Source organism: Cobetia sp. QF-1 (assembly GCF_002213105.1).
GTDB lineage: Bacteria > Pseudomonadota > Gammaproteobacteria > Pseudomonadales > Halomonadaceae > Cobetia > Cobetia crustatorum.
Genome location: NZ_NBVS01000003.1, coordinates 146,373 through 170,976, shown reverse-complemented (window position 1 = coordinate 170,976; position 24,604 = coordinate 146,373). Strand labels below are relative to the sequence as shown.

18 protein-coding genes and 1 tRNA gene are annotated in these 24,604 nt (G+C 59.8%); 8 read left to right on the top strand and 11 right to left on the bottom strand.

All coding sequences use genetic code 11. The features are described 5' to 3' along the window. Positions 1 to 22: 22 nt before the first annotated feature. The 4 genes from CFN46_RS07170 to purU all read left to right on the top strand — a co-directional run bounded on the left by CFN46_RS07170 (position 23) and on the right by purU (position 5,272). Positions 23 to 391 carry a sarcosine oxidase subunit delta gene (locus tag CFN46_RS07170; protein ID WP_024952028.1) on the top strand — a complete coding sequence of 123 codons (369 nt, stop codon included), beginning with the start codon at positions 23 to 25 and terminating at the stop codon, positions 389 to 391. Then, entirely contained in the window at positions 388 to 3,483 is a 3,096-nt protein-coding gene (locus CFN46_RS07165) for a sarcosine oxidase subunit alpha family protein (RefSeq protein ID WP_088743121.1), read from the top strand. Before CFN46_RS07170 ends, CFN46_RS07165 begins: the two co-directional genes overlap by 4 nt. Then, positions 3,476 to 4,177, top strand: a complete 702-nt coding sequence (locus CFN46_RS07160) for a sarcosine oxidase subunit gamma (RefSeq protein ID WP_051510890.1) — start codon at positions 3,476 to 3,478, stop codon at positions 4,175 to 4,177. Before CFN46_RS07165 ends, CFN46_RS07160 begins: the two co-directional genes overlap by 8 nt. Positions 4,178 to 4,396: 219 nt before the next feature. Further along, positions 4,397 to 5,272 carry a formyltetrahydrofolate deformylase gene (gene purU, locus CFN46_RS07155; RefSeq protein WP_035159734.1) on the top strand — a complete coding sequence of 292 codons (876 nt, stop codon included), beginning with the start codon at positions 4,397 to 4,399 and terminating at the stop codon, positions 5,270 to 5,272. Between the two features lie 127 nt (positions 5,273 to 5,399). On the opposite strand, the gene fhuB is transcribed toward purU, so the two are convergent. The 9 genes from fhuB to CFN46_RS07105 form a co-directional block, all read right to left on the bottom strand. Beyond that, positions 5,400 to 7,538 carry a Fe(3+)-hydroxamate ABC transporter permease FhuB gene (gene fhuB, locus CFN46_RS07150; protein ID WP_084488051.1) on the bottom strand — a complete coding sequence of 713 codons (2,139 nt, stop codon included), beginning with the start codon at positions 7,536 to 7,538 and terminating at the stop codon, positions 5,400 to 5,402. After that, positions 7,525 to 8,550: an iron-siderophore ABC transporter substrate-binding protein gene (locus CFN46_RS07145; protein WP_088743120.1), complete on the bottom strand. Its 1,026-nt coding sequence runs from the start codon at positions 8,548 to 8,550 to the stop codon at positions 7,525 to 7,527. The genes fhuB and CFN46_RS07145 overlap by 14 nt, the downstream gene beginning before the upstream one ends. Beyond that, positions 8,547 to 9,314: an ABC transporter ATP-binding protein gene (locus CFN46_RS07140; RefSeq protein ID WP_088743119.1), complete on the bottom strand. Its 768-nt coding sequence runs from the start codon at positions 9,312 to 9,314 to the stop codon at positions 8,547 to 8,549. The genes CFN46_RS07145 and CFN46_RS07140 overlap by 4 nt, the downstream gene beginning before the upstream one ends. 85 nt (positions 9,315 to 9,399) lie before the next feature. Next, the gene (locus tag CFN46_RS07135) at positions 9,400 to 9,972 is read right to left on the bottom strand and encodes an RNA polymerase sigma factor (RefSeq protein ID WP_024952022.1); all 573 of its coding nucleotides are present in this window, start codon (positions 9,970 to 9,972) and stop codon (positions 9,400 to 9,402) included. A 225-nt stretch (positions 9,973 to 10,197) separates the two neighbouring features. Continuing rightward, on the bottom strand, positions 10,198 to 12,891 hold the full coding sequence (locus CFN46_RS07130; protein WP_217897792.1) for a GNAT family N-acetyltransferase: 2,694 nt from the start codon (positions 12,889 to 12,891) through the stop codon (positions 10,198 to 10,200). After that, complete coding sequence (locus tag CFN46_RS07125; RefSeq protein WP_088743118.1) at positions 12,888 to 14,444, bottom strand: lysine N(6)-hydroxylase/L-ornithine N(5)-oxygenase family protein; 1,557 nt, start codon at positions 14,442 to 14,444, stop codon at positions 12,888 to 12,890. Before CFN46_RS07125 ends, CFN46_RS07130 begins: the two co-directional genes overlap by 4 nt. Further along, positions 14,437 to 16,125: an aspartate aminotransferase family protein gene (locus tag CFN46_RS07120; protein ID WP_254918427.1), complete on the bottom strand. Its 1,689-nt coding sequence runs from the start codon at positions 16,123 to 16,125 to the stop codon at positions 14,437 to 14,439. Before CFN46_RS07120 ends, CFN46_RS07125 begins: the two co-directional genes overlap by 8 nt. Positions 16,126 to 16,486: 361 nt before the next feature. Then, the gene (locus CFN46_RS07110) at positions 16,487 to 18,619 is read right to left on the bottom strand and encodes a TonB-dependent siderophore receptor (RefSeq protein ID WP_051510888.1); all 2,133 of its coding nucleotides are present in this window, start codon (positions 18,617 to 18,619) and stop codon (positions 16,487 to 16,489) included. Positions 18,620 to 18,830: 211 nt separating this feature from the next. Then, positions 18,831 to 19,526 carry a hypothetical protein gene (locus tag CFN46_RS07105; RefSeq protein WP_024952017.1) on the bottom strand — a complete coding sequence of 232 codons (696 nt, stop codon included), beginning with the start codon at positions 19,524 to 19,526 and terminating at the stop codon, positions 18,831 to 18,833. Positions 19,527 to 19,868: 342 nt separating this feature from the next. Here CFN46_RS07105 and CFN46_RS07100 point away from each other — a divergent pair. Next, positions 19,869 to 19,945, top strand: a tRNA-Ile gene (locus CFN46_RS07100). A 157-nt stretch (positions 19,946 to 20,102) separates the two neighbouring features. Here the strand turns inward: CFN46_RS07100 and CFN46_RS07095 are convergent. Next, positions 20,103 to 20,660 (bottom strand): PRC-barrel domain-containing protein, encoded by a 558-nt coding sequence (locus tag CFN46_RS07095; RefSeq protein ID WP_024952016.1) that lies wholly within the window; start codon positions 20,658 to 20,660, stop codon positions 20,103 to 20,105. A gap of 523 nt (positions 20,661 to 21,183) precedes the next feature. On the opposite strand from CFN46_RS07095, the gene CFN46_RS07090 reads away from it, so the two are divergent. From CFN46_RS07090 to CFN46_RS07080, 3 genes are all read left to right on the top strand, one after another. Next, on the top strand, positions 21,184 to 21,414 hold the full coding sequence (locus CFN46_RS07090) for a hypothetical protein (RefSeq protein ID WP_141103641.1): 231 nt from the start codon (positions 21,184 to 21,186) through the stop codon (positions 21,412 to 21,414). Between the two features lie 512 nt (positions 21,415 to 21,926). Next, positions 21,927 to 22,247, top strand: a complete 321-nt coding sequence (locus CFN46_RS07085; protein ID WP_024952014.1) for a hypothetical protein — start codon at positions 21,927 to 21,929, stop codon at positions 22,245 to 22,247. Positions 22,248 to 22,519: 272 nt separating this feature from the next. Further along, complete coding sequence (locus CFN46_RS07080) at positions 22,520 to 22,747, top strand: hypothetical protein (protein ID WP_024952013.1); 228 nt, start codon at positions 22,520 to 22,522, stop codon at positions 22,745 to 22,747. A 168-nt stretch (positions 22,748 to 22,915) separates the two neighbouring features. On the opposite strand, the gene CFN46_RS07075 is transcribed toward CFN46_RS07080, so the two are convergent. Next, positions 22,916 to 24,418, bottom strand: coding sequence for a peptidoglycan DD-metalloendopeptidase family protein (locus tag CFN46_RS07075; protein ID WP_246116436.1), 1,503 nt, complete (start codon positions 24,416 to 24,418; stop codon positions 22,916 to 22,918). Positions 24,419 to 24,604: the final 186 nt, after the last annotated feature.

Here is a 24,604-nt window from a genome sequence, read left to right as displayed (position 1 = left end):
TGCCGTCAGGAGACGACCGACCATGATGCATATCTTCTGTCCCTACTGCGGCGAGCTGCGCGAGGAAGAGGAATTCCACGCCAAAGGTCAGGCGCATATCGAGCGCCCGATAGAGCCGGAAGCCTGTTCGGATGCCGAGTGGGGCGATTATCTGTTCTTCCGCAACAACCCGCGCGGTATCCACCATGAGTTATGGATTCACGCAGTGGGCTGCCGCAAGTATTTCAACATTACGCGCCACACCGTGACCTACGAGATTCTCGAGACCTATCGCATGGGCGAGCAGCCTGGCATTACGGCCGAGACACTCGCCGCTGAGCAGCTAGCACAGTCAGCTGCAGCATCCGCTGCCAGCTCGACGACTCAACAGACAGGAGACGCGCGGCCATGACCGAGACACGTACACCCTCACGCCGCACCTCCTCCGGTGGTCGCATCAATCGTGAGACGTCGCTGAGCTTTACCTTCAATGGCAAGCGTTATCAGGGTCTGGCAGGCGATACGCTGGCCTCGGCCTTGATGGCCAATGGCCTCGATGTACTCAATGCCAGCTTCAAGTATGCCCGCCCGCGTGGTCTGGTCGCGGCCGGTGCTGAAGAGCCCAATGCCATTCTGCAACTGGGTAGCACGGAGTCGGGCCAGGTGCCTAACGTGCGTGCCACTCAGCAGGCGCTGTATGACGGGCTTGAAGCGCATGCTGTCAGTGGCTGGGTCAAGTCTCAGAAAGATCTGATGAGCCGCTTCCTGCCGCAGGTTGGCAAGTTGGGTGGCAAGTTCATGCCGCCAGGCTTTTATTACAAGACCTTCATGGCTCCCGCGTCATTGTGGATGACCTACGAGAAGTACATCCGCAAGGCCGCTGGCCTTGGACGTTCACCGCTGGAGAATGATCCTGACATCTATGATCACCTGCACCAGCATACTGATGTGCTGGTGATTGGCTCCGGCCCGGCGGGTCTGATGGCGGCGCTGGTCGCTGCACGTAGTGGCGCCCGCGTCATTCTGTGTGATGAGCAGGAAGAGCTGGGTGGTTCGCTGCTCTCCATGTCAGGTGACTGCCTCGATCAGACACTCGATGGCCAGCCGGCCAGCGAGTGGCGTGATGCCGTGCTGGCGGAACTTGCGGCCTGTGACGACGTACTGCTACTGCCGCGCACCACCGCCAATGGCTATCACGATCACAACTTCGTGACGCTGCACGAGCGCCGTACCGAGCATCAGGCTGATATCGCACCCGTCAATTCACGCGGCGCACGCCAGGCACGTTCGCGTCTGCACCGTGTACGTGCGCATCGCGTCATCATGGCGACCGGCGCGCATGAGCGGCCGTTGGTCTATTCCCACAACGATGTGCCGGGCAACATGATTGCCGGCGCTGTCACCACCTACCTCACTCGTTTCGGTGTGGCGGCGGGCGACAAGCTGGTGCTGTCGGTCAACAACGACCACGCCTACCGCGCGGCGCTGGCTTGGAAGGCGGCTGGTCGTGACGTGGTCGCCATCGCTGATGCACGCTCTGCCCCGAGCGGTGCTCTGGTCGAGGCGGCACGCGCGGCGGGGATTCGCATCATCACAGGTGCTGCAGTGATTGAGGCCCAGGGGGATCGTCGCGTCACTGGCGCCCGTGTGGCTGCCATCGATATCGATGGTTTCAAGGTCACTGGTGAAGTGGAAGAGTTGGTCTGTGACACCATCGCCAGTTCCGGCGGCTACAGCCCGGTGGTTCACCTGGCGGCGCATACCGGCGCACGACCGGTGTGGAGCGACGAAGTGCATGGCTTCCTGCCAGCACTCGGCGCGCCGATGCTCAAGGGCTTTGATGCCTGTGGTGCAGCCAATGGCAGCTTTTCGCTCGAAGACGTGCTGGTGGCGGCCTATGCCAGTGGTGTCGCGGCGGTAGAGGCCTGTGAGTACCCCGTGGCAGACACCATAGTGCCGGCGGTATCAGCATTGGTCGAAGCGCCGATGTTGCCGTTGTATCAGGTGCCGCATGACAAGCCGACCGCACGTGCGCCCAAGCAGTTTGTTGACCTGCAGAACGATGTCACGGCGGCCGGTATCGAACTTGCGACTCGAGAAGGGTTCGAGTCCATCGAGCACGTCAAGCGCTACACTGCGATGGGCTTCGGCACCGATCAGGGCAAGCTGGGTAACGTCAATGGCATGGCGGTCGCTGCCCGTTGTCTCGGCCAAACCATCCCTGATACCGGCACTACCGTGTTCCGTCCCAACTACACGCCAGTGACTTTCGGCGCCATCGTCGGCCGTCACTGTGGTGCGCTGTTTGATCCGATGCGCTACACCGCCATGCAAGAGTGGCACGTGGCACAGGGCGCGAAATTCGAGGATGTCGGTCAGTGGAAGCGCCCGTGGTACTACCCGCAGGGCAGCGAAGACATGCACGCTGCGGTTGAGCGTGAGTGCCTGGCCGTGCGTGAGAAGGTGGGTGTACTGGATGCATCGACCTTGGGCAAGATCGATATCACGGGTCGTGATGCCCGTGAGTTCCTCAATCGTATCTACACCAATGCCTGGGCCAAGCTAGCGGTGGGCAAGGCGCGCTATGGCCTGATGTGCCACGACGACGGCATGGTGATGGATGATGGGGTTACCACCTGCCTGGCGGAAGACCACTTCCTGATGACCACCACCACCGGTGGTGCGGCCGCGATCCTCGAGTGGATGGAGTTGTGGCACCAGACCGAATGGCCGGAGCTGGACGTGCAGATGACCAGTGTCACCGATCACTGGGCGACTCTGACCGTGACGGGCCCTGAAGCACGTGCGCTGGTTGGTGAGCTGACGGACATCGATCTCGATCGTGACAACTTCAAGTTCATGGAAGTTCGCGAAGGGATGATCGCTGATATTCCGGGCCGTATCTTCCGTATCTCCTTCACTGGCGAGCTGTCCTACGAGCTCAACGTGCCGGCCAACTATGGCCAGTACGTGTGGGAGACGCTGTTTGCCAAGGGCGAGAAGTACGGTTTGACGCCTTACGGCACTGAAACCATGCACGTGCTGCGTGCCGAGAAGGGCTTCATCATCGTCGGCCAGGACACGGATGGTTCGATGACACCGGAAGATCTGGGCATGCAGTGGTGTGTCGGCTACAACAAGCCGTACTCGTGGATCGGCAAGCGCGCACTGACGCGTCCGGACACGCGTCGTGATGATCGTAAACAGATGATTGGCCTCATTCCCCGTCGCAAGAAGGCCGGTGATGAGCGCATCGTGCTGCAGGAAGGCGCGCAGATCGTCTTTGATCCTGATCACGCCATCCCGATGCCGATGGTCGGCCATGTCACGTCCAGCTATTACAGCCCGACGCTGGGTCATGGCTTTGCACTGGCAGTGGTGAAAGGCGGTTCGGCACGTATCGGTGAGACGGTGTTCCTGCCGCAGGCGGATGGCAGCACGCTGGAAGCTGAAATTACCGCACCTGTGTTCTACGACAAGAAGGGAGCGCGCCAGAATGTCTGATGCCACCACACTCGATCCTCAGGCGGTCACTGATGCCGATGCCGCTACTCGCTCACAGACGTCAGTGATTGATCAGCGTCCTGCGTTGGACGTTCATTTACAGACCGCGCGCTCGCCGCTGGCGCATCTATTCACAGCCCGTGCTGATGCCAATGCGGGTGTCGTACTGGAAGAGAAGGCCTTTCTTGGCCACCTGATGCTGCGCGGTGACCCCGCACAGTCAGGCTTCGCCGAGGCTGTCGAGGTAGCGCTGGGACTGGCACTGCCACTCACGTCGTCAACGCTCAACCTCAATGATGCCGGTGTTTCGATCCAGTGGTTGGCGCCGGATGAGTGGCTGATCATTGTACCGGGAGAAGAGGCATTTGCTTTTGAGCAGGCGCTGCATGAGCAGCTTTCCGGCCGCTATCAGGTCGTCAATGTCAGTGGTGGCCAGACGGTGGTTTCGCTGAGCGGTGCTCAGGCGCGTCAGGTGCTGATGAAGTCGACGCCGACGGATGTTCATCCGCGTGCCTTCCCGGTCGGACGTGGTGTGCCGGCAGTGTTCGCCAAGGCGACTCTGATCCTCCGACATGTCAGTGCGAAGGAGGGCGAGAGTGAATTCGAGCTGGTGATTCGCAGAAGCTTCGCTGATTACCTCGGCCGTTGGTTGCTGGATGCCAGCGAAGAATTCGGGGTCTGTATCAAGGCCTGAATGCCAAGCCCACCACGGGTGTGAGATGCACGCATGATCAACCTATGAGGCGGGCTTCAGAAATACTGAAGCCCGCCTCATGAATACTGGTTTGTCACTTTCCGTGTCAGCTGTAACGCTGTTGTTTCAGCTGCTATCTCAGCTACCATTTCGCTGGAACGTGATACGGCCTGGAACTGACGACACTCCAATAACACTGATGACAACAGGCGCCTGCGCATGCGTGATACCTGGATTCTGACCGCTCAATGCCCGAGTCGCATCGGTACCGTCGATGTGGTGACGCGTTACCTGCGTGAGCAGGGCTGCTATATCACCGAACTAAGCTCCTTTGATGATCGTCTCTCCGGGCGCTTCTTCATTCGCGCCGAGTTTCGTCCGCAAACCGAGCAGGGTGCGCTAAGCGAAGATTTTGATGCCAGTGCCTTCGAGGAAAACTTGATCACGCGCGCTGCTGATTTTGATATGGACGTTAGCCTGAGTGCGCCGGATGAGCGCATGAAGGTCGTCATCATGGTGTCGCGTTCCGATCATTGTCTGAATGATCTTCTCTACCGCCATCGCATCGGTCAGCTGCCGATGGACATCACGGCGGTGGTTTCCAACCACCCGGATATGGCGCCGCTGGCCGAATGGCACGGCCTGCCGTATCACCACTTCCCGATCACGCCGGATACCAAGGCTGAGCAAGAAGCGCAGATATGGCAGGTGGTGCAGGAGACGGGCGCAGAACTGGTGATTCTGGCGCGTTACATGCAGGTACTCTCCAGCGACATGTGTGAGAAGCTCTCGGGTCGTGCGATCAACATCCATCACTCGCTGCTACCGGGCTTCAAGGGCGCACGGCCCTACCATCAGGCCTACGACAAGGGTGTGAAGCTGGTCGGTGCGACGGCTCACTATATCAATGACGACCTCGATGAAGGGCCGATCATCACCCAGGGGGTCGAGACGGTAGATCATGCTCATTATCCGGAAGACCTGATCGCCAAGGGCCGTGATATCGAGTGTCTGACGCTGTCACGAGGCGTGCGTTATCACCTGGAGCGCCGTGTCTTCCTGCATGACAGGCGCACGGTGGTGTTCGGCAATTGAGAGCGGTAACTGAAAGACGGAAATTGAGCGTCTTGCCGTTGGACCGTTCACTCTGACACACGAAAGCCCGCGACCATGAGGTCGCGGGCTTTCGTGTGTCAGAGTGCTTGTTCGTAGCGTAGCGCTATCAGCTGGGCTTTCTCAGACTCCACAGGAAGTAACTCCCGCCGATCAGCGAGGCCATCAAGCCAGCCGGAATTTCATACGGGAACAGCAGCTGACGTCCTAGCCAATCGGCCAGCACCATCAATAGTGCGCCGCAGAGTACCGCACCCAGCATGTGATCACGTGCACGGCTAAGCCCCAGTAGTCGCGCCAGATGCGGCGCCAACAGGCCGACGAAGGACAGTGGGCCGACGATCAATGTCGCGAGTGCCGTCAGCAAGGCCACGATACCCAGCAGGCTCAGGCGTGCCCGCAAGACACCGATGCCCAGCGCACTGGCGCTGGCAGCCCCTAGCGGCAGGATGTCGAGCCAGCGCGCCAGCGGACGCAGCATCAGTACGCTGATGATGGCCAGTGCCAGTACCGTGACGGCGGCAGATAGCCCCACGTAGTAAGTAGAGCCAGATAGCCAGGCCAGAATCTGTTGCCCGCGCGGATCACCGTCAGCGAGGATGATGCCGCGTACTGCCTCATAAAGCGCGGTGATCGCTACGCCACACAGCAGTACGCGCTCTGGGATGAAACCACTCCTGTGATTGAGCAGCACCAGCAGTATCAGACACAATGCCGCGCCGCCGACGCCCGCGCCCAGCAGCGTCAGCTGGCTGGCACCTGGTACCAGTAACAGCGTCAGCATCAGTGCGATGGCGGTGCCGCCGCTGATGCCGAGAATCTCGGGACTGGCCATCGGGTTGTTGGTCAGGCGCTGCAGTAGCGTGCCGGACAGTGCCAGCAATATTCCCGCCCCTGCGGCCGCCAGTACGCGGGGCAGGCGCCAGTCGAGTATCGACACATTCCCGTGCAACCAGGCACCGTCGAGTGTCCAGCCCTCCGCCGTATTGCCACTGATCAGTGCCAGCAACAACGCCAGTAGCACCCCGATAGCCAGCAAGGCGTGCAGTCTGGTGGGCTGCGGATGACGTCGGACAAGCGATAGTCCTCCACTGATTGGCCCTGCCCCCTGCGTCATCTTCAATCGCGGAATCAACCACAGCAGCAGCGGTGCGCCGAGCGCCGCGGTCATCGCACCGGTCGGAATCAGGTTCGGCAGCAGGCCATCGAGACTGGCGACAACCAGATCGGTCACGGCCAATAGCAGTGCCCCAAACAACGGTGCCCACAACAGGCGCTGACCAAGACGTCGCGCGCCCATCAGGCGCACACAGGCCGGGGCGGCCAGACCTATGAAGCCAATGATGCCCAGCACGCTGACCACGCAGGCGCTCAGGAACACCGCCAGCCCCAGGCTCATCAGACGCAGCTTGCGCAGCGAGACGCCCAGGCTTCTGGCGTTGGCCTCGTCGAGATCCAGCACTGCCAGCGGGCGCATCAGCAGCAGTGCGAGCAGCATGCCCGGCACCAGCCGAGTGACCAGCGTAATGACGCCGTCCCAGCTGTTCTGTGCCAATGAGCCTGCGCCCCATACCAGGGTGCCGTGCAGTGCTTCCTGATTGAACAGCAACAGCACCATGCCCAGCGCGCCGATATAGAGATTGATGACCAGTCCCGCCAGCACGACTATCGTCGGCGTCATGCCGCGCGCCCAGGCCAGTGCGAATACCAGTCCCATCGCGACCATGCCGCCGATCAGCGCAACCCATTCACGGCCCAGCTGGAAGCCGCCGTCTGTCATTCCGTTCTCAGCCACGCCGGTACCGGTCATCAGTGCTGGCGCAAACAGCGTCGCCAGCATCATCGCAAGGCTTGCACCGCTGGCCACCCCCAGTGTGGTCGGCGCGGCAAGCGGATTACGCAACACCTGCTGCATCAAGACGCCCGCCATGCCTAGCGCACCGCCTGCCAACAGCGCGCAGATCATGCGTGGCCACCAGCTGACATGTGCCACCAGCTGAGCGGAAAGCAGGGCGCTGTTCGCCTGAGAGAGGTTGGCGGTCTGGTCAAACTGAGGGGCAGACCACAGTGCAGTCAGTCCCTGCAACAGGCTCAAGCCATCGCGGGTCAGCGCATGGCTGCCCAGTATCAGCAGGGCCAGGCCCAGCAGGCTGCACGCGACCCCAGGAGTCAGGCGGCGCGCACTCGCGTGAGTGAGGGCGGTGTGATCAGAGGGAGAGCCGTTCGTCGCGTGATCAGTGATCGCCATCTGTCTGTCCTTGAGTGATCGCGGTATCAGGGCGGGTCAGGAGGCGCTCAGCCAGCATATGGGCAAAGCGACTGGCCGAGGGCAGGGCACCGAAGCTCCACACGGGCGGCAAAAATAGTGGGGCAGACGCGCCACTGTTTTCACGTACGCCGGGCAGTGCCTGCCAGAGATCATTGCGCGCCAAGCCTTCACGCCCACCGGGCGGCAGCGGTTCGACCACGACCATGCGGCCCTTGAGTGTCACCAGCTTCTCGAGGCTGACGGTGGCAAAGCCCCAGGCATTGGTATCACCTTGCCAGGCATTGGCGATGCCCAGTCGCTCAGTGACGGCCTGAAACAGGCTATTGTTGCCAAAGACGCGCACGTGGCGATCATCCATGAATTGCACCATCAAGAGTGGCATCTGAGCCTGTTGATTCTGGGCAGCCTGCTGATGCAGCGCCGCATTCACGCCAGCCATGTAAGTCTCGCTGGCGCGAATCAGCTGTTCGGCCTGTGACTCACGATGGGTCATCTTGCCTAGCTGGCGGGTCGCCTCCACCAGCGTCTGCCAGGTGTCGGTGTCGGGCGTGTAGAGAGGAATGCTGGTGACGGGCGCGATGGATGACAGGCGTGGAGTCAGACTTGCGAGCATCGGGCTGATCAGGATGTCGTCGGGTGCAAGGCGCGCGAGTTGCTCCAGATTCGGCTGGGTACGCAGGCCCAGATCACGTGTGCCGGTGGGCAGCTCGGGTTGATCGACCCAGCTGCGGTAGGTCTCTACCTGACCGACGCCGATGGCGCGTACACCAAGGCCAGTGAGCGTTTCGGCCAGCGTCCAGTCCAGTACCACGACAGGACGATCGACGAAGCCTTCTGGCGTCGGAGTGAGAGGTGTCGCCGCCATTGCTTCCGTGGCCGTTGCCGTAGCGGTGCCTGCCACGCCCAATAGGCTCAAGGCCACCAGGCTCGTGAGCAGGCTTGTCATCAAGGGCCGGAACACTTTCAGCGGTGAAAGCCAACGCTGCATCATATCGGCACCGCAATCTGGTGGGCACTTTGCGGTGGCGCGATGATCTGCATCTCGACGCCATAGATGGCCTTGAGCGTGGTGGGATTCATCATCTCGCTGGGTGGCCCCTCTGCCAGTACGCGTCCGCCATGCAGGGCCACCAGTCTGTCGCAGTAGCGGGCCGCCAGATTGATATCGTGCAGTACGATGACGATGCCCAGCCCGAGCGTATGGCTCAGATGTGAGACCAATTCCATTACCTCGATCTGATGCGCGATATCCAGTGCGGCGAGCGGTTCATCCAACAGCAGATAGCGACTGCCCTGCGCCAGCAGCATCGCCAGCCATACGCGCTGGCGCTCGCCGCCAGACAGGGTATCGACCTGCTGATCAGCGAAGGCTTCGGTATGGGTCAGCGCAATGGCGCGGTCAATGGCGGCTTCATCCTCTGCGCCCGGACGGCCGAGCAGGCCATGCCACGGGTAGCGCCCGAAGCCGACCAACTCACGACCTGTCAGTGTGTCAGCAGCCGGAAGGTGCTGTGGTAGATAGGCCACGGTGCGGGCAAATTCACGATTGCCAAAGTCCGCCAGTGGACGATCATCCAGTGACAGGCTGCCGGAGGTCGGCGTCATCTGGCGGGCCAGCAGTTTGAGCAGCGTCGACTTGCCGGAGCCATTGTGGCCGATCAGCCCGTGAACCTGTCCCGGAATGAAGTCGAGTGCTTGGGTCTCCAGCAGGCAGCGTTGGCCGAGTGCAAAGCGGAGGTGATCGAGAGTGAACATTAGGGCGTCCGTCGTCCGTATCCGAGGCAGTGCTTGAAGGTAAATACCATGAGCTGGCCAGTGACTGAGTCGGTGGTATCGCGCATCAGGTACGCTCCGGCCATTCACTGTGATAGATGCTGGCGGCGGCCAGTCGTGTTGCACAGTGTTGCTGTGCTTGCTGTACATAGCGGCCGGCCATGCGCTCTGACACTGACAGGCGCTCGCTGATCTCGCGCTGGGTCATGCCGTCTATCCGGTACCAGGTCAGTGCCTGCCGAACATGCACAGGCAACTCGGCCAGCGCCCCGTTGATGACTTGCAGCTGCTGGCGGTGTTCGAGACAGTCCTCTGGGTCAAGATGTGCTGCCGCCACGGGTTCTCCTTCGATATCAAGCTCCTCGAAGACGGGCGCACGCGACTGGCGTCGGTGATGATCGATGATCAGATTGCGCGCAATACGGTATAGCCACGCACGTGGGCTTGCTGGCCAGTCACGCGTGGCGCGCAGACGCAAGTAGATGTCCTGACAGAGGTCTTCCGCCAATTCACGCGACGCCAGTTGGCGCGTCAGAAAGCCGATAAGCTCCTGGCGATGCTCGGAGAACAGCTGGTCGAGAGATCGCTCTTGAGGCCGATCTTGAGGCCAGAATTCTTGAATTGGCGGGGAAGGGAACATCCACGACTCGCAATGAGAACTATCGTGACGGGGCCATAATAGTATTGATGTTGCGAATCATTATCAATATGTAGATGTCAGGCACACCTTTGACCGCCCCCATGCGAGACAGGGGCGGTCAAAGGTGTGTTGGAAGGTGAAGGCCGTGCTCTGCTGACCGCGATATCGAGGCAGATATCGCGGTCAGCCGCAGGCACGTCACTATTTAGCGCATCGCGTCACTGTCTAGCGGCGAGCGAAAGCCGCGATGGGATTGTCCAGTTCACCCTTGAGCTGCAGCGCGCCCGACGGATCGGTGAGGTCAACCATCTGCTGGTTGTTGCGCAGCTGGAGACGATTGAGGCATGACAGCGTGAAGCGCGGCGCGAACATGTCGTGGCGGGCGAACTTGTCGGCCATCTCCGGGTGCGCATCCTGGTAGTCATGGATGCAGGCTGCCACGCGTGACCAGAAGGCGTCTTCCGTCATCACCTGCTCACGGACCAATAGCGGCACCGCAAAACGGAAGATGCAGTCGAAGACATCGGTGAGCAGCGACAGGATGCGGATGTCTTCCGGCACCTCGACGATCAGGCGCTCGACGCCTGCTGGCAATTCCAGCGCACGAGTCTCGTCAGTGGCGAACAGCGCAGCTTCTTCCGCGATATCCTTCATCAGCGCACCACAGGGCACACCATTGCGCAGGCGTAGAATCAGGTTCTCACCATGCGGCATGAACACCAGATCATGCGTGAAGTAGCAGTGCAGCAGCGGCGTCATGTAGGCCGTAAGCCAAGCGTCTATCCATGCGTCGGCACCGATGCCGGAACGCTCGATCAGTGCTGGCAGCAGTGCCTTCTCGTCGTTGTCGACATGCAGCAGCGCGGCCATGGTCATCAGGCGCTCGCCGTCTTCCCTGACATCTTCCGGACTTTCGCGCCACAGGCTGGCCAGCATCTTGCGATAGCCCACGGCGGCAGGATCAGCATCTTCCAGTACATCATCCCGATAACCGATGGCGGCGACTTCACGCATCAGGCGGAAGCCCCAGCGTTCAAAGGCCGGGTCAGCATCGACCAGCCCCTGTAACCACTGATTGATGACCGGCGTAGCGCGCATGTAATACGGCGACAGGCCACGCATGAAGCCCATGTTGAGAATCGACAGCGCGACCTTCACGTAGCGGCGGCTCGGCTGGTTGCGGTTGTAGAGCGTGCGAATCGATTGCTGAGCCTGATAGCGGTCTTCGCCAAGCCCCAGACAGACAATGCGCTGGCTGGCGAGCTCACTGGCGAAGGTGATGGCTAGCTTGTGGCTCCACTGCCACGGATGTACCGGCATCAGCAGGTAATCTTCGGCCGCCAGTCCCTGAGCGCTTAGTAGTCCTTCCATACGCGCTAGCTCTGCTGCACCCAACTCTTCTTCCAGCAGGCGACGCGGGTCGAGGTCGTCGATGGCGGAGTAATGCGCGTTATCGCGATGTACGGCCAGCCAGACCAGTGACAGCGGTTGGGCGGCTTCCGGCGCGTAAGCGCGGTAGTCGAGGGCATCGAAGCCCATGCGGCCATTGTTGGCCACGAAGCACGGATGGCCTTCGCTCATTGCGGATTCGAGTGTCTGGAAGGAGGCACCGGCCAGCACACGTGCTGACTGATTCTCGCGACGAGCGCGATCACGCTTCCAGGCGCTGGAGGACAGCGTCGCACTGACTTCTTCGAGATAGACCGGCAGCAGACGCGGCGGAATCTCCAGCACCTCGTTGAGCTCCAGAATCAGTTCACGGGCATCCAGTGGCAATGATTCGCCTTCAGCATCCAGACGTTGGATCGAGGCGGCATCGATCAGCCAATGATCGAGCTGAAAGCGACGTGCCACGAAGCGATATTCCACGGCGCGACGGCTGACGGGAGTCTTTCCTTGCTCCACGGCGATCGGCAGGCGGAAGTGATGCCAGCCGTCGGTAGTGCGTGAAGCGTTGCGAGAACTGCCATCATCGGCACACTGCGGATGAATCAGCCGCTCGTGGCTGAATTCGGCCAGCGCCTTGCGCACCAGCAGGCGATTGGCATGCTGCCAGTCGTCGCTAGCCAGGTGGCTACTGGCGGCAGTGGGGCGTGCCGCCAGAGTGACGTCCAGTCGCGGGCTACGGCTAGCCAGTGCCGCGCGGAAATCTTCTGCGGTGCAGAAGCACAGACGTGCCGGCTTGCCATCGAGATCCAGCGGGCCGTGATCGACAAAGCCGACTGCGGCATTCAGCGGATGAATGGCGGTATTGCGGCTGTCGGGTTCGACCGCCACGCGAGTGACCGGGCGGACTGCCTCACCGGTATCCGCGGCGTGCTCGTCACGGAACTGGCCGGCGAAGATCATCGCCATGATCGATTCGATCACCGCACGTGAAAAGCCACTGATGGCGGGTTGGTCATCGTTACGCGGTGCGACGAGGAAGTGCATGCCGAAGTCACCGGGTTGCACGGCGTAATGCTTGCCGAGCGGGTCATGTGCCGGATCATACAGCTCGACCAGAAATGCCGGTTGATCGTTGTAATAGCCCATCCAGCCCTGTGCGTGGGCGCTGTTCTCAAGATCTTGATAGAAGTCATGCTTGGTGGTCAGCAGGTCATCACTCATGCCCCAGAAGCTGGCACGTGCGCCGCTGGTCCATTCATCCACCAGCGCCATGTCGTCGGCGAGATTCAGTGGGCGCAGCGCGAATTCCGCTCGCTCCGGCGTGCTGTCATCCTGCGGCTTGCGCAGGCGCGCCTGGGCCTGTTCGAGCTCCACCGAGCGGCGTGAAAAGCAGGTCGTCGCGGCAGGCATCAGCAGATCAATATGGGGAGGCGTGACCGACGCATGCGCGCCGAAAATCTGCTGAGCCGGTTCTGCCGCGCTATGGGAAGTCGTGCCACGAGTCGTGGTGATATCAACAGGCATGTTCATGCGGTGGTCTCCCGGTGCTGCGGTGCGGCGGTGCTTCCAGCAGTGATGGAGGCAGTGGAAGCGGATGTGTCAGAAGAATCAGGAACGGAGGTGGCGGTTTGGAGGTCCGTCTCGCCATAGGGCAGATGTGACGCTGAAAGCGGCGTAAAGCCATTGCCGCTGCCGGGTGCGCCGAAACTCTGGAAGGCGATGCGACGTTCGATGGCATACACCTCACGACCGGTGATGGCGCGCAGGATGCAGCTGTTGCGATAGCAGGCCATGCCCAGGTCCGGGGCGGCCAGCGAGTGGGTATGCAGCTCGGCGTTCTGGACGAAGATCTCGCCGGCAAAGGGCGACTGGTCACCTTCATTGCCTTCGGCGTCTGCGGTGCTCTGCGCGTCGACGGCGTAGAAGCGCCCGACGGCGTAGCGGCCTTCGGCGTCACGACGGATGCGTGATTCGATGCTCTTCAAGAAGGGCGGGGCGACGTAGTGGTAGCCGGTGGCCAGTACCACGGTGCTGGTGTCATGACGCCAGGCTTGCTGCTGTTCGCGCTGATAGAGCCCCAGGCTGAAGTCGCCATCGGCGCTCTCGCGAGTCAGCGAGGTCAGCTCGGTGTTGGTCATCAGGGTGGTGGGCACCACGCCTTGCAGCTGCTTGGCGTAGAGGGTGTTGTAGATCTCGTCGATCAGCTCGAGATTGATACCCTTGTAGAGGCCCTTCTGGGTCGCCAGCAGGGTGTTGCGCTGTTCGCGCGGCAGGGCATGGAAGTAGTCGATGTAATCCGGTGACGTCATCTCCAGCGTCAGCTTGCCGTATTCCAGCGGGAAGAAGCGCGGCGAGCGCGTGATCCAGTTGAGCTGGTAGGCGTGCTGGTCGATCTCGCGCAGCAGGTCGAGATAGATCTCGGCGGCGCTCTGACCGGAGCCGATGATGGTGATGGCCGGCTGAGACGTCAGTTCGTCCTTGCGCGCCAGGTAGTGGGCGTTGTGGCACACGCGACTGCCCGTCACCGGCACCTCGCTGTGTACCGCATCGGCAGCGCTGGGCAGATACGGCTGGGTGCCGGTGCCCAGCACCAGCTTGCGAGCACGATAGACGAAGGCTTCCTGGGTGCTGGGGCGAATGCCGCGTACCACGTAGATGTCGCCGACATGCTGGATGTCCTGGACGTCGTGATCGAAGCGCAGGCTGGTCAGCTCGCGCGCCGCCCACTGGCAGTACTGGTTGTACTCGCGGCGCAGCAGGAAGAAGTCTTCGCGGATGTAGAAGTTGTAGAGCTTGTCATGCAGCTTCAGGTAATTGAGGAAGCTGAAGTGGCTGGTCGGGTCGGCCAGCGAGACCATGTCCGCCATGAAGGGCGTCTGCATGCTGGCGTCTTCCAGCAGCATGCCCGGGTGCCAGTCGAATTCGGCCTTGCGCTCCAGGAAGACACCGTTCACGTCCTCCAGCGGCTCGCTCAGACAGGCGAGGCTCAGGTTGAAGGGGCCGATGCCGATGGCGACGAAGTCGAGCACCTCATTGCGCGTTTCAGCTGTGTCGGTGACGTGAGGAGTCGAGGTGTCATGCATGACGGCTTTCCTTTGCTTCTGTGGTGTGGCTGCGACGGCTGGCGGCCGGAATGTCGGCCAGTGGTGCGCCATGGCCTGCTTGGGCGGTAGTGCTGACGGCGAGGTGATGCGCCTTGACCAAGGCCTGACCATGCTGGCGGATCAGCTCGACTACCGCGGCGATGTCGTCGCGGGTGGTGTCCGGGTTGAGCAGCGTGAACTTCAGATACTGACGGCCGGAGACCTTGGTGGCGGCGACGATGGCTTCCCCGCTGCGCGACAGGCGCTTGCGGATCTCGCGATTCAGGGCGTCCCACTGTGCATCGCTGAGGGTGTCTTCGTTGGCGTCATGGAAGCGGAACACCAGGGTGCTGAGCTCCGGGGCCTGAACGACATCGATGTCCGGTGCCGCCGCGAGCAGCTGATGGCCCTCGCGAGTGAGGTCGATCACGCAATCGAGCATGTCGCCGAGGGCATCGGCGCCCATCAGGCGCAGTGTCAGCCACAGCTTGAGCGCATCGAAGCGGCGCGTGGTCTGCAGGCTCTTGTTGACCTGATCCGGCGTGCCTTCGCGGGCCTGAAGCTCCGGGTTGAGGTAGTCGGCGTGGTAGGTGACATGGCGCAGCTGGGTGCGATCACGCACCACACAGGCACTGCAGCTGACCGGCTGGAAGAAGGTCTTGTGGTAATCGATGGTGACGGAGTCCGCCATCTCGACGCCCTTGAGCCAGTGACCGTGGCGACGCGAGGTGATCAGACCGCCGCCGTAGGCGCCATCGACGTGGAACCAGATGCCACGTGCATGACATTCACGGCCGATGGCCTGCAGCGGGTCGATGCTGCCGAAGTCGGTGGTACCGGCTGTCCCGACCACGGCCATTGGAATCAGGCCTTCCGCGCGCGCCTTGTCCAGTGCCTCACGCAGGGCTATCGGGTCCATGCGGCGACGCTCATCCACGGCGACCGGCACGACGGCGTTGTGGCCGAGGCCGAGCAGGGCACAGGCCTTCTGCAGGCTGAAATGGCTGATGCCGGAGGCGAAGACGCGCAGGCGCCCGGCTTCCGGCGGCAGGCCGTGGGTCTGGTTGCCGGGGTGGTTGGGCAGCTTCTCGCAGACCGCGTCACGCGCCAGCAGCAGCGCCATCAGGTTGGATTGGGTGCCGCCGCTGGTGAAGATGCCGTCGGCGGTCGGACCCAGGCCCAGACGTTCGGTGGTCCAGTCGATCAGACGCTGCTCGATCAGGGTGCCGCCGGCGCTCTGATCCCAGGTATCGAGGGAGGAATTGATCGCGCCGAGCAGGCTTTCCGCCCAGACACCCGGCAGCACGACCGGGCAGTTGAGGTGTGCGATGTAGCGCGGGTGATGGAAATAGACGGCATCCTTCAGGTAGAGCGACTGGAGCTCCTCCAGGCCCGCTTCCAGATTCTCGAGGGGCGTCTCGAGATCCAGCTCGGCAAAGGCCGGGCGCAGGGCTTCCGGGGTGATGCCGCTGAAGGGTTGCTGAACGTTCTCGAGCTGTTCGGCGACCAGACTGCTGATGCGTTGCATGCCGGCCTGCCAAGCATCCATGTTGGCAGGTGAGAACAGGGCGGCGCTGGGTGAGCGGGACAGGGAGCTCGCGGCGGCAGCGGCCTGGGGGCCAGACGCGGGGGATCCTGCAGCCGCGCCATAGGTGGCGGCGGAATCATGAAGGCTGTGCATTACATAACCTTATGCGAATGTTCGCAGATAAAGACTTGGAAGAGACTCGCAGCCAGCCAGGGCAGGTGGCACAGGTGCGAGGACCAGTCAGGACATTCATCAAGTGCCGCGTGATGCGGTCATTGTTGTTGATAAAGCAGTTGATAAAGCGGTTGGCGCGGTCAGTCACGCCTGCCGTGGGCATCGGCAGAGAGTGAGTCGTCACCGAGCGCCCCTGTGTCGGGCAATCTCGGTGTCATGTGCGGTACACGCCAGAGGTATCAGACGATGAGTGATTCAGGGCGATGGTGCCGGCGACATCCTTGCCGCCGGCGGGTCGTGCGGGTCGATTCAGAATCGACGGACTGCGGACGTGTCGGAATCAGAAATCATAGGTCAGGGTCGCGGTCACGCTGCGCTCGGCACCGTAGTAGCAGAAGTCGGTGTTGTAGCAGGAAGCGATATATTCCTTGTCGAGTAGATTACTGACATTGAGTTGTACGCTGGTGCCGGTCCAGCCGACCTGACTCAGGTCATAGCCGAGCACGGCATCGACCAGCGCGTAGTCCGGTACCTTTTCGGTATTTTCGGAATCCGCCCACATGTCGGCGTAGTAGCGAACGCCGAGACCCGCATTCAGGCCGGTCAGTGGGCCTTCGTTGAAGGCGTAGTCACCCCAGACGCTGACCTGATGCTTCGGTACCTGGTTGGCATCGTTGCCTTCGGTGCCATCTTCGGCCTTGGCGTAGGTCACGTCGGTGTAGCTGTAACCGGCCTGCAGCGCGAAGTTGCGGGTCAGCTGGGTGCGGGCTTCCAGTTCGAGACCCTGGGACTCGATTTCACCGTAGGACGTGTAGTAGTCGTCTTCCGGGTCCTTGGAGGCCACATTCTCCTGGTTGATGCGGAACAGCGAGACGCTGTACTGATCGCGCGTGCCGTTGGGCTGGTACTTCATGCCGACTTCCACCTGCTTGCCGGTGGTCGGGTCGAGCAGGTCACCGTCTTCGTCGGCGTAGGAGTTCGGCGAGAAGGAGGTGGAGTAGCTGATGTAGGGCGAGATGCCGTTGTCGAAGCCGTAGATCAAGCCGATACGGCCACTCATCTCGTTGTCGTTCAGCTCACTGGTGGTGTTGTAGTCGCGATCGGTATTCTTGATGTTGACCCAGTCCTGACGCAGACCGGCGGCCAGGTTCCAGCGGCCCCAGCTGAGCTGATCCTGCAGGTAGACACCGGTCTGATCCAGTTCACGCTTCTGGTTCTCGGTGGCATAGATGGAGACATCGGCATCACTGCTGCTAGTGACATCCAGCGAGCTGGCGGTCCCGTATTCCCAGTCCACGTCGTTGGTACGGGTCTGATAATCGGCACCGAACAGCAGGGTGTGATCGATGTCGCCGGTGGAGAAGCGGGACTCCAGCTGGTTGTCGACTGTCCAGGCACGCAGGCTTTCCTCGCCACCGGAGTAGTAGCGGGTCAGCTCGGTATCCGAGGCCCAGCCGTAGGCGTAGACCTGCTCGAGATCCACGTCGGATCTCAGGTAGCGGAATTTCTGGCGCGCGGTGACATCGTCATTGAAGCGGTGCTCGAAGTCATATCCGAGCATGCGTTCGGTGCGATCGAATTCCTCGTAGTCCTCGTCGCCTTCGTAGAAGTCGTTGCCGAGCTTGATGCCGTCGTGGCTCACCACCGTGCCTTCGTAGGGGAGGCCTGAGTGGTAGCCGCCTTCCGGGTCCTTCTGGAAGTAGCCCATCAGGGTGACGGTGGTGTCGTCGGTGACATCCATGGTGATCTGCGGCGAGAAGGCATAACGCTCTTCGCTGACGGAGTCGACCTGGGTGTCTTCGGCGCTGGCAAGGCCGGTCAGGCGATAGGCGATGCGCTTCTCGTCATCCAGCGGGCCGGTGAGGTCAAAGGCGGCGCTGCGCTCGTTGTCGTCACCGACGGTGAAGCGTACCTGGCCGGAGTCCTGGAACTCGGGGCGCTTGGACTGCATCGCGACCAGCCCCCCCGGGGAGGAGCGGCCGTAGAGGACGGAGGACGGTCCCTTGACGACTTCGATGCTGTCGAGGAAGTAGGGGTCGATGGTCATCGAGCTGTAGGAGCCCGAGTCACCCATCAGCTTCAGACCATCCAGGAAGGTGTTGCTGACACTGCCATCGGAGAAGCCGCGCAGGACCAGATAGTCATAGCGGTTGGAAGCACCGATCTGATTGGTGAACACGCCCGGCGTATAGTCAGCGGCACGCTGCACCGTCTCGGCGGCGCGCTTGTCCATGTCTTCACGTGTGATGGTGGAGACGGCCTGCGGCGTTTCCAGATAGCTGGTATCCGTCTTGGTCGCCGCCGTGGTGGTGACCGTCATGGTATCCAGCTGCTCATCCTGAGCATCTCGGTGGTCGGCTGCCACGGCCTGTCCTGCCAGAGGTAGGCTCAGCGCAATCGCTAGTGTCAGCGGGTGCCGAGGCAGAGAGAGCAAGGGAGACCGATGTGGATATCGCGCAGCGGAATTTGTCATGAGGTGTGATGTTCCATCGTGAATGACGTTTATGCGAATGCTTCTTGTTTGGTCTTCGCTCCTGTGGGTAGACGAACGATCAGCCGCTTTCTGAACCATGAATGAGAATTATTTTTGTTTTTATGAAAAAAGCCGCCCTGTGGGCGGCTTTTCGATGCGTGATGAATGTGCGTTATCAGCATATCCATCAGAGGTGTTTCAACAGCAAGGCTTACTGATCAATCATTTCACCCTGCAGAGTGACGGGGATATCACCGACCAAGGTGCCGTAGCCCAGTAGCCCAAGTAGAGTGCTGCCAATCTGGTTCTTGCCGACCGCCGAACTGTCCAGTGCCAGCGGCTCGGCATTCTCGAAGCTCAAGTGAGTCGCATCCATTCGCGTCACATCGAGCGGTAGAGTATCGCGATGGGTGCGATTGCCATCGGTGGCGGTGAAAGGCACTTGCATGCGGTTCGACTCACCCGTCTCAAGAGCAGCCAGTGCCACAGGGTCGAGGTTCAAGGTAAGCGTCGCTAGACGCATTTGACTGACGCCCGATAGCCACGGCGGTAGTTCACCGACCTTATCGAGCAGATCTGTCTGGCTGACACTGAGCGGAATAGTCAATTTTCCGTCATCACCCACGGTGCCACTAAGGCCTCGCAGATGATGAATGTGCTCCACATTCCCTTGCGCGCCTTGTTCAGTCAGCGTGGCGGTGGCGCCGCTGGTGGCAGGGACTAGTTGCCAGGCGGCCTGACTTGGCAGGCTGATGCCGATACTGCTCATGGCAAAGACCAGTGCGGCCGCCTTGAAGGGGGCGCTAAGCTTGCTATGTCTATTACCGTTCATGCTGAAGAACCCTGCCGTACGTCGGGCAAGGCGTTTGGTGAAGTATGACGTCCAACGAGAAAAGGGAAATGACATGGATGACTCCTGATAGCCAAGCGCTGATGAGGGCAAAGCCCATAGGTGCGCATTGAGACATTGGACACGCAGGAAAGACAAGGGTTCGCGCATCAAGCGGATGGATAAGGCCTTGGTGTGTCGAGATAGATAAGGAAGGCGCATGTGATTGGCGGGGTAGAGGGTGGTGCAAGAGACGAGACAGAAAGATGGCCTGTGGAATGGCTGAGGCAGACAGTCTCGTGAGAGACAGTGATAAATCGAGATAGGGTAAAAAAGAGGCCTAATGAAGAAATTGGCTATGTTGTTGAGTTTTCGGGCTTTCCTGAGGCTTTCGCTTTCGCTATCATATTCGCGCTGTACGGGCCCATAGCTCAGTTGGTTAGAGCACTCGACTCATAATCGATTGGTCGCAGGTTCAAGTCCTGCTGGGCCCACCAAGTGTTTCGGCTTACCTCGATAAGCCAGAAAAGTCGCCAACGGCGGCTTTTTTTGTACCTGTACGATGACAAACGCCCCGCGCAAGAAGCGTCGGGGCGTTCGATAATCACTGCTTCTTGGTATGGCGGCAAACGCTCATTTCAAGAATGAAGTGGGTTACTGAGCATCGTCGGTCATCTTGTCTTCAGCGTCATTGGCTGAGCCACTGATGGCGTTACCGGCAGTAGTCAGCGCATTGGCTGTTGCTGCGCGAGTATCCTGCCATGCGCTGGAGGCCGTGTTTTTGGTCTCGTCCCACGCGGCGGCTGCGCTCTTTCGGGTGTCCTGCCACCAGTCCGTCGTGTACTGCGGCTGCTCTTTGAATTGTGACTCATCCATGCTGACGTGGATGCGATATTCCAGAGTCTCGGGGTTATCACCCTGCTCTGTTTGAAGCGTGAACTTGCCAGCTTGTACCACGTATTGTTGCTCATTCAGGCCTAACGCTTCATCGCTTTCGACGACCAGCGCTGCAACCTGCATGTTGTCATCCAGCAGAATGTCTTCGACTTCCCCGATGATCTTGCTGTCATCATTCTGTAGATAGACCTCTGCATCCATCAGCTCATCTGCGGAGTAGAGTCCCTGCGGGCTGGCCATGGCCAAGCCGGAAGTGGACAGCAGCGTGGTCGCGGTGATCGCACCCAGTATCTGTTTGCGGTTCATCTTGCTCATGCCGTACTCCTTGCGTACTTGTGAATCGGTGTTCCCTTGCCGGACGCTTTTCTGTCTGGCGTGGGTGGGTCGCCATGAATCACGACCATGCAGACTAAGATTCCGTCGTAGCCGACAAGTTTCAAGGGATGGCAAAAAAAGTTATACGGCAGTGGTGCAGAAAAGGCAGTGATGAGGCCGCTGATGGCACGCCCTGGTAAGCATCCCTATCGACGCAAACACAGGATTAAACAGCAGCGATACTGATGATGATCTTGCATGGCATGGTCTGAGCGTGACCGACAGGCATGTCGTGATGAGTCATTGGGCGCACCATGACGCTGTCGTTACGTTCTGCAACGCACAAAAACTTGTACATGAGTGGGAAAGTGTCTAACTTTGTCGATGTCGGAGTGCCGTTATCATCAATGTAAAAGCACTTTCCTCACCATGTCACTTGGTGAGGGCACTGGCAGGGATGCACAAGCCTTTAGCAGTAATGGTCATCAAGGGTTTCATCAAGGATCCAACGGAGGGCATCGAGATGAATACACTACGCAAGGTTCCCATGGAGTGTTCGCGCTGTGGCAGTAACCGAGTTCACCTCGACGATAGCCCCGCTGATGACGACACCGTAAGTTGCGCGGAATGTGGCGAGTTTCTTGGCGTGTGGTTCATGCTGCGTGATCGCCTTGAGGCCAATGCTCGCAAACGTGCCATGATTGATCCTGCGCTGATGGCGGACAAGGTGATGAAGCAGCTGGATGCTAAATAGAGCTATGCAGGAAGAACATGATGCTCGGTGCTCAGGCGAGCACTGACGATGGTAGATGCCAAGGCCCAGATAGAACTTCGTGATACCGCTGACGACTGTTCAGCGTCCTGGTTGACCCGCGGTGAGCACTGGCTCCCGTTTATGGTCCCACTCTGCCTGAGAGTGTTTTCCCGTCCCTTGTGGTCGGGATTTTTTTGGCTTATCGCATGGTGTGGTGCTGGAAAGCAGAAATTCCGGCGAGATATCTGGCTGCCGTTTGATCCTTGTCATTAGGTGGAGTGTTATCTAATTGTAAGATTGCGCTGTCAATATCATGCCTGTCTTGAGCTTCGGTAATTAGGTGTTTATATGGCGATTTATCAATTACCTGCAATATCTAACATAAAGTGCAATGGAGTCTGTGGCCTTGTGTCTCCATTATGCGCACGCAACCTGATCCATGCCTTCATGTTTTCTGCGTCGAGAATCTGGTCATGACATCGTTATATCTTGCGCCGAAAAGGAGTTCGCGCATGTTTTCCCCTTCAGTTCCGACCCGTAGTGGTCCCCAGTGCCCGGAATGCAATGAAGCATTGGATTGGCCGGCTCGTGATCTTCCCGAGGAGCACATCTTGAAGTGTCCGAATGGGCATGCATTATGCTCGATGGGAGATTTTCGGCTCGCCGCACGTGAGATGGCGCTTCAGGAAGAGTTTCGCCTCACGCGTGATGGTGCCAGGTCTCATGCACAGCGTCGTGCGGTGGATTGCCCAGCCACACGTGTGCCCAGTATGAACAGCCCATGCATGAACCAGACGAGCGACTCATCTACTGAAAGTATCAGTGCTGCCTGATGGTGTACTTCCCCTGGAATGATGGAACATTCTGAAAGACCCCGGCACACGTGCCGGGGTCTTTGCGTCATGGAGATGGGTGAGCCATGTCGCTCATAACTTATGAGTAAAGTCACGGGATAGGAGCTGAAGGGTTGCAAGCCAATGGGCTGCCCCCATGTCTTTGGCAGACGTCATGATGTTCAATGAATGACAGGTGATCAATGACTGGCGATAGGCCGATGGTCGTCGTGTTGTCAGAGTAGTCCAGGCACTGTACAGGAGAACGTTTCATGCCAGATATTTCCGAGGAACTACGTATTCCCAAGCCTTGCCCCAGCTGTGGCAGCCAGCGTGTAAGGGTCTCGCAGGTACACAATCCGGATGACAAGGTCTTCTGTGTGTCCTGTGGTACTTATGTTTGCTTATATGCCGATGTAGCAAAGATGCGAGAGGAGGGAGCAGGCAGTGAGGCGGAAGAGCTGCTGGAGCAGGCAGCGAATAGAGGTATGAAGAAGTAACGCCTCCTTTTGGCGCTATCTGTCCCCGAGGTTAGCCAGCCACCTTGGTTGACTGACCTTGTCCCACAAAAAAGCCCCGCCATTTGGCGGGGCTTTTTTGTGGGACAAGGTATGCAATGCAGGGCGGGCGAACAGGATAGTCAAACGACTCGCCGACCTGCCATATCGCTAGCTTTCGTCGCCGTGTGATGCGGTAGAAGTCTTGGCGATGGCACCGGTGTTGTCAGCGGCTTCAAGCTTGGCCAGCATGTTTTGAGATTCACGCTTGAAGGAGGCCAGCGCCTTGCCAGACAGTGAATTGTTGTTTGGCAACTGAACGCGCATCGCATTGACCTGACGATTGTTGACCATCACTTCATAGTGCAAGTGTGGGCCAGTGGAACGCCCGGTATTGCCAGATAGTGCAATCTTCTCCCCCATCGTTACACGCTCACCTTTCTTGACGAGCGGCTGGGAGAGGTGCAGATAGCGTGTCTTGTAGCCGTTATCCATGCGCAGTACCAGATAGCGTCCGGCAAGCGGGTGATTGCCGACCAGTTCGACCACACCATCAGCAGTCGATAGTACCGGCGTGCCGACACGTACTGCGAAATCGGTGCCTTTATGCGGGCTGATACGACCGGTGACGGGGTGACGGCGGCTCAGGTTGAATGGCGAACTGATACGCGCCTTGTGTGCCAGTGGATAGCGATTGAATGCGGGATCAAGCCCCTTGCCATCTGGGGTGTAGTAGCGGCCATCGCTACTGTTGCGCACTACCGTCAACGACTTGCGTGCACCTTCATAGCGGGCGGCCAGAATGCGCGAATCGGTACTGGTACCTTCGATCATGTCAGACTCGACCAATACCTGGAACTTGTCGCCCTTGCGGGTATCACGACGGAAATCGATCTTCTTGCCCAATACCTGTGTCAGCTGGGTGACATCAGCGACGCCAAGACCAGTGGACTCGGCAGACAGCGAGAAGCTGCCGCTCACTTCGCCAGCGAACATGCGCTGAGTGGCTTGAGTCGCTTTCTCAATCTTGGCGACATTGAAGGCAGTATCATCGGCATTACGCTTGACCATGAAGCCGCGACGAGCATCTTTCATGATGCGCAGTGCCAGCAGATTACCCTCTTCGTCCAGCTTGTAGTCGAAGCTGTCGCCAATTCGCCAGTGGGTCAGCACGCGCTTGTCCGGCAGGGACTTTATGATACGTGTCGTCTCGCTATACCCCAGGCCTAGAGAGCGCTCAGCCATCACGGCAAAGGTATCACCCGCCTGAACGGTATAGGTCTGCCACTCGGGAACGTAGACTTCCTTGGCTGCCAGCTCGGTTTGAAGCGTAGGGCTCTCCCCCAGCTCGACCGGATCAACCGACAGGTCATCGTAAGAGGTGCCACCCGCTTGCTCGTCAGTCGCTGTCCCGATAACCGCTTCGGCTGTCTTCACCGCAACCGGTGCCAGAGCCACGACAGGGCCGGCCGCGTCTGCTTTGGGATGATAGGTTTCATCTGTCAGCAACGTGGGCATGTCGAAATTGATATCGACGATTTCGCTGGGCTTGAGTGCGGCCAGTGGAATATCACCGGTGGCTAGAATGGCCTGCTGTTCGGCATCCAGGCTGGCAGCAGACCGGCTGGCAGAAGACAGAGGAGCTTGCGCGGTGTCGGTGCCAGGAGTAGGCATCGTCATTGAGCCTGTAGCGCGCATATCTGCGCCAGCCAGGTCGATGGCAATGCTTTTCGAGATAGGTGAAACATCTTGAGTATCAAGAGTTTCGATAAGCTTGTGAGCGCCCAGCACGGTGACCATTGTCGCAACAGGTAAAAGAAGATACTTGTGCACGCGTGGGAGCGAATGGAGGATTCGCAG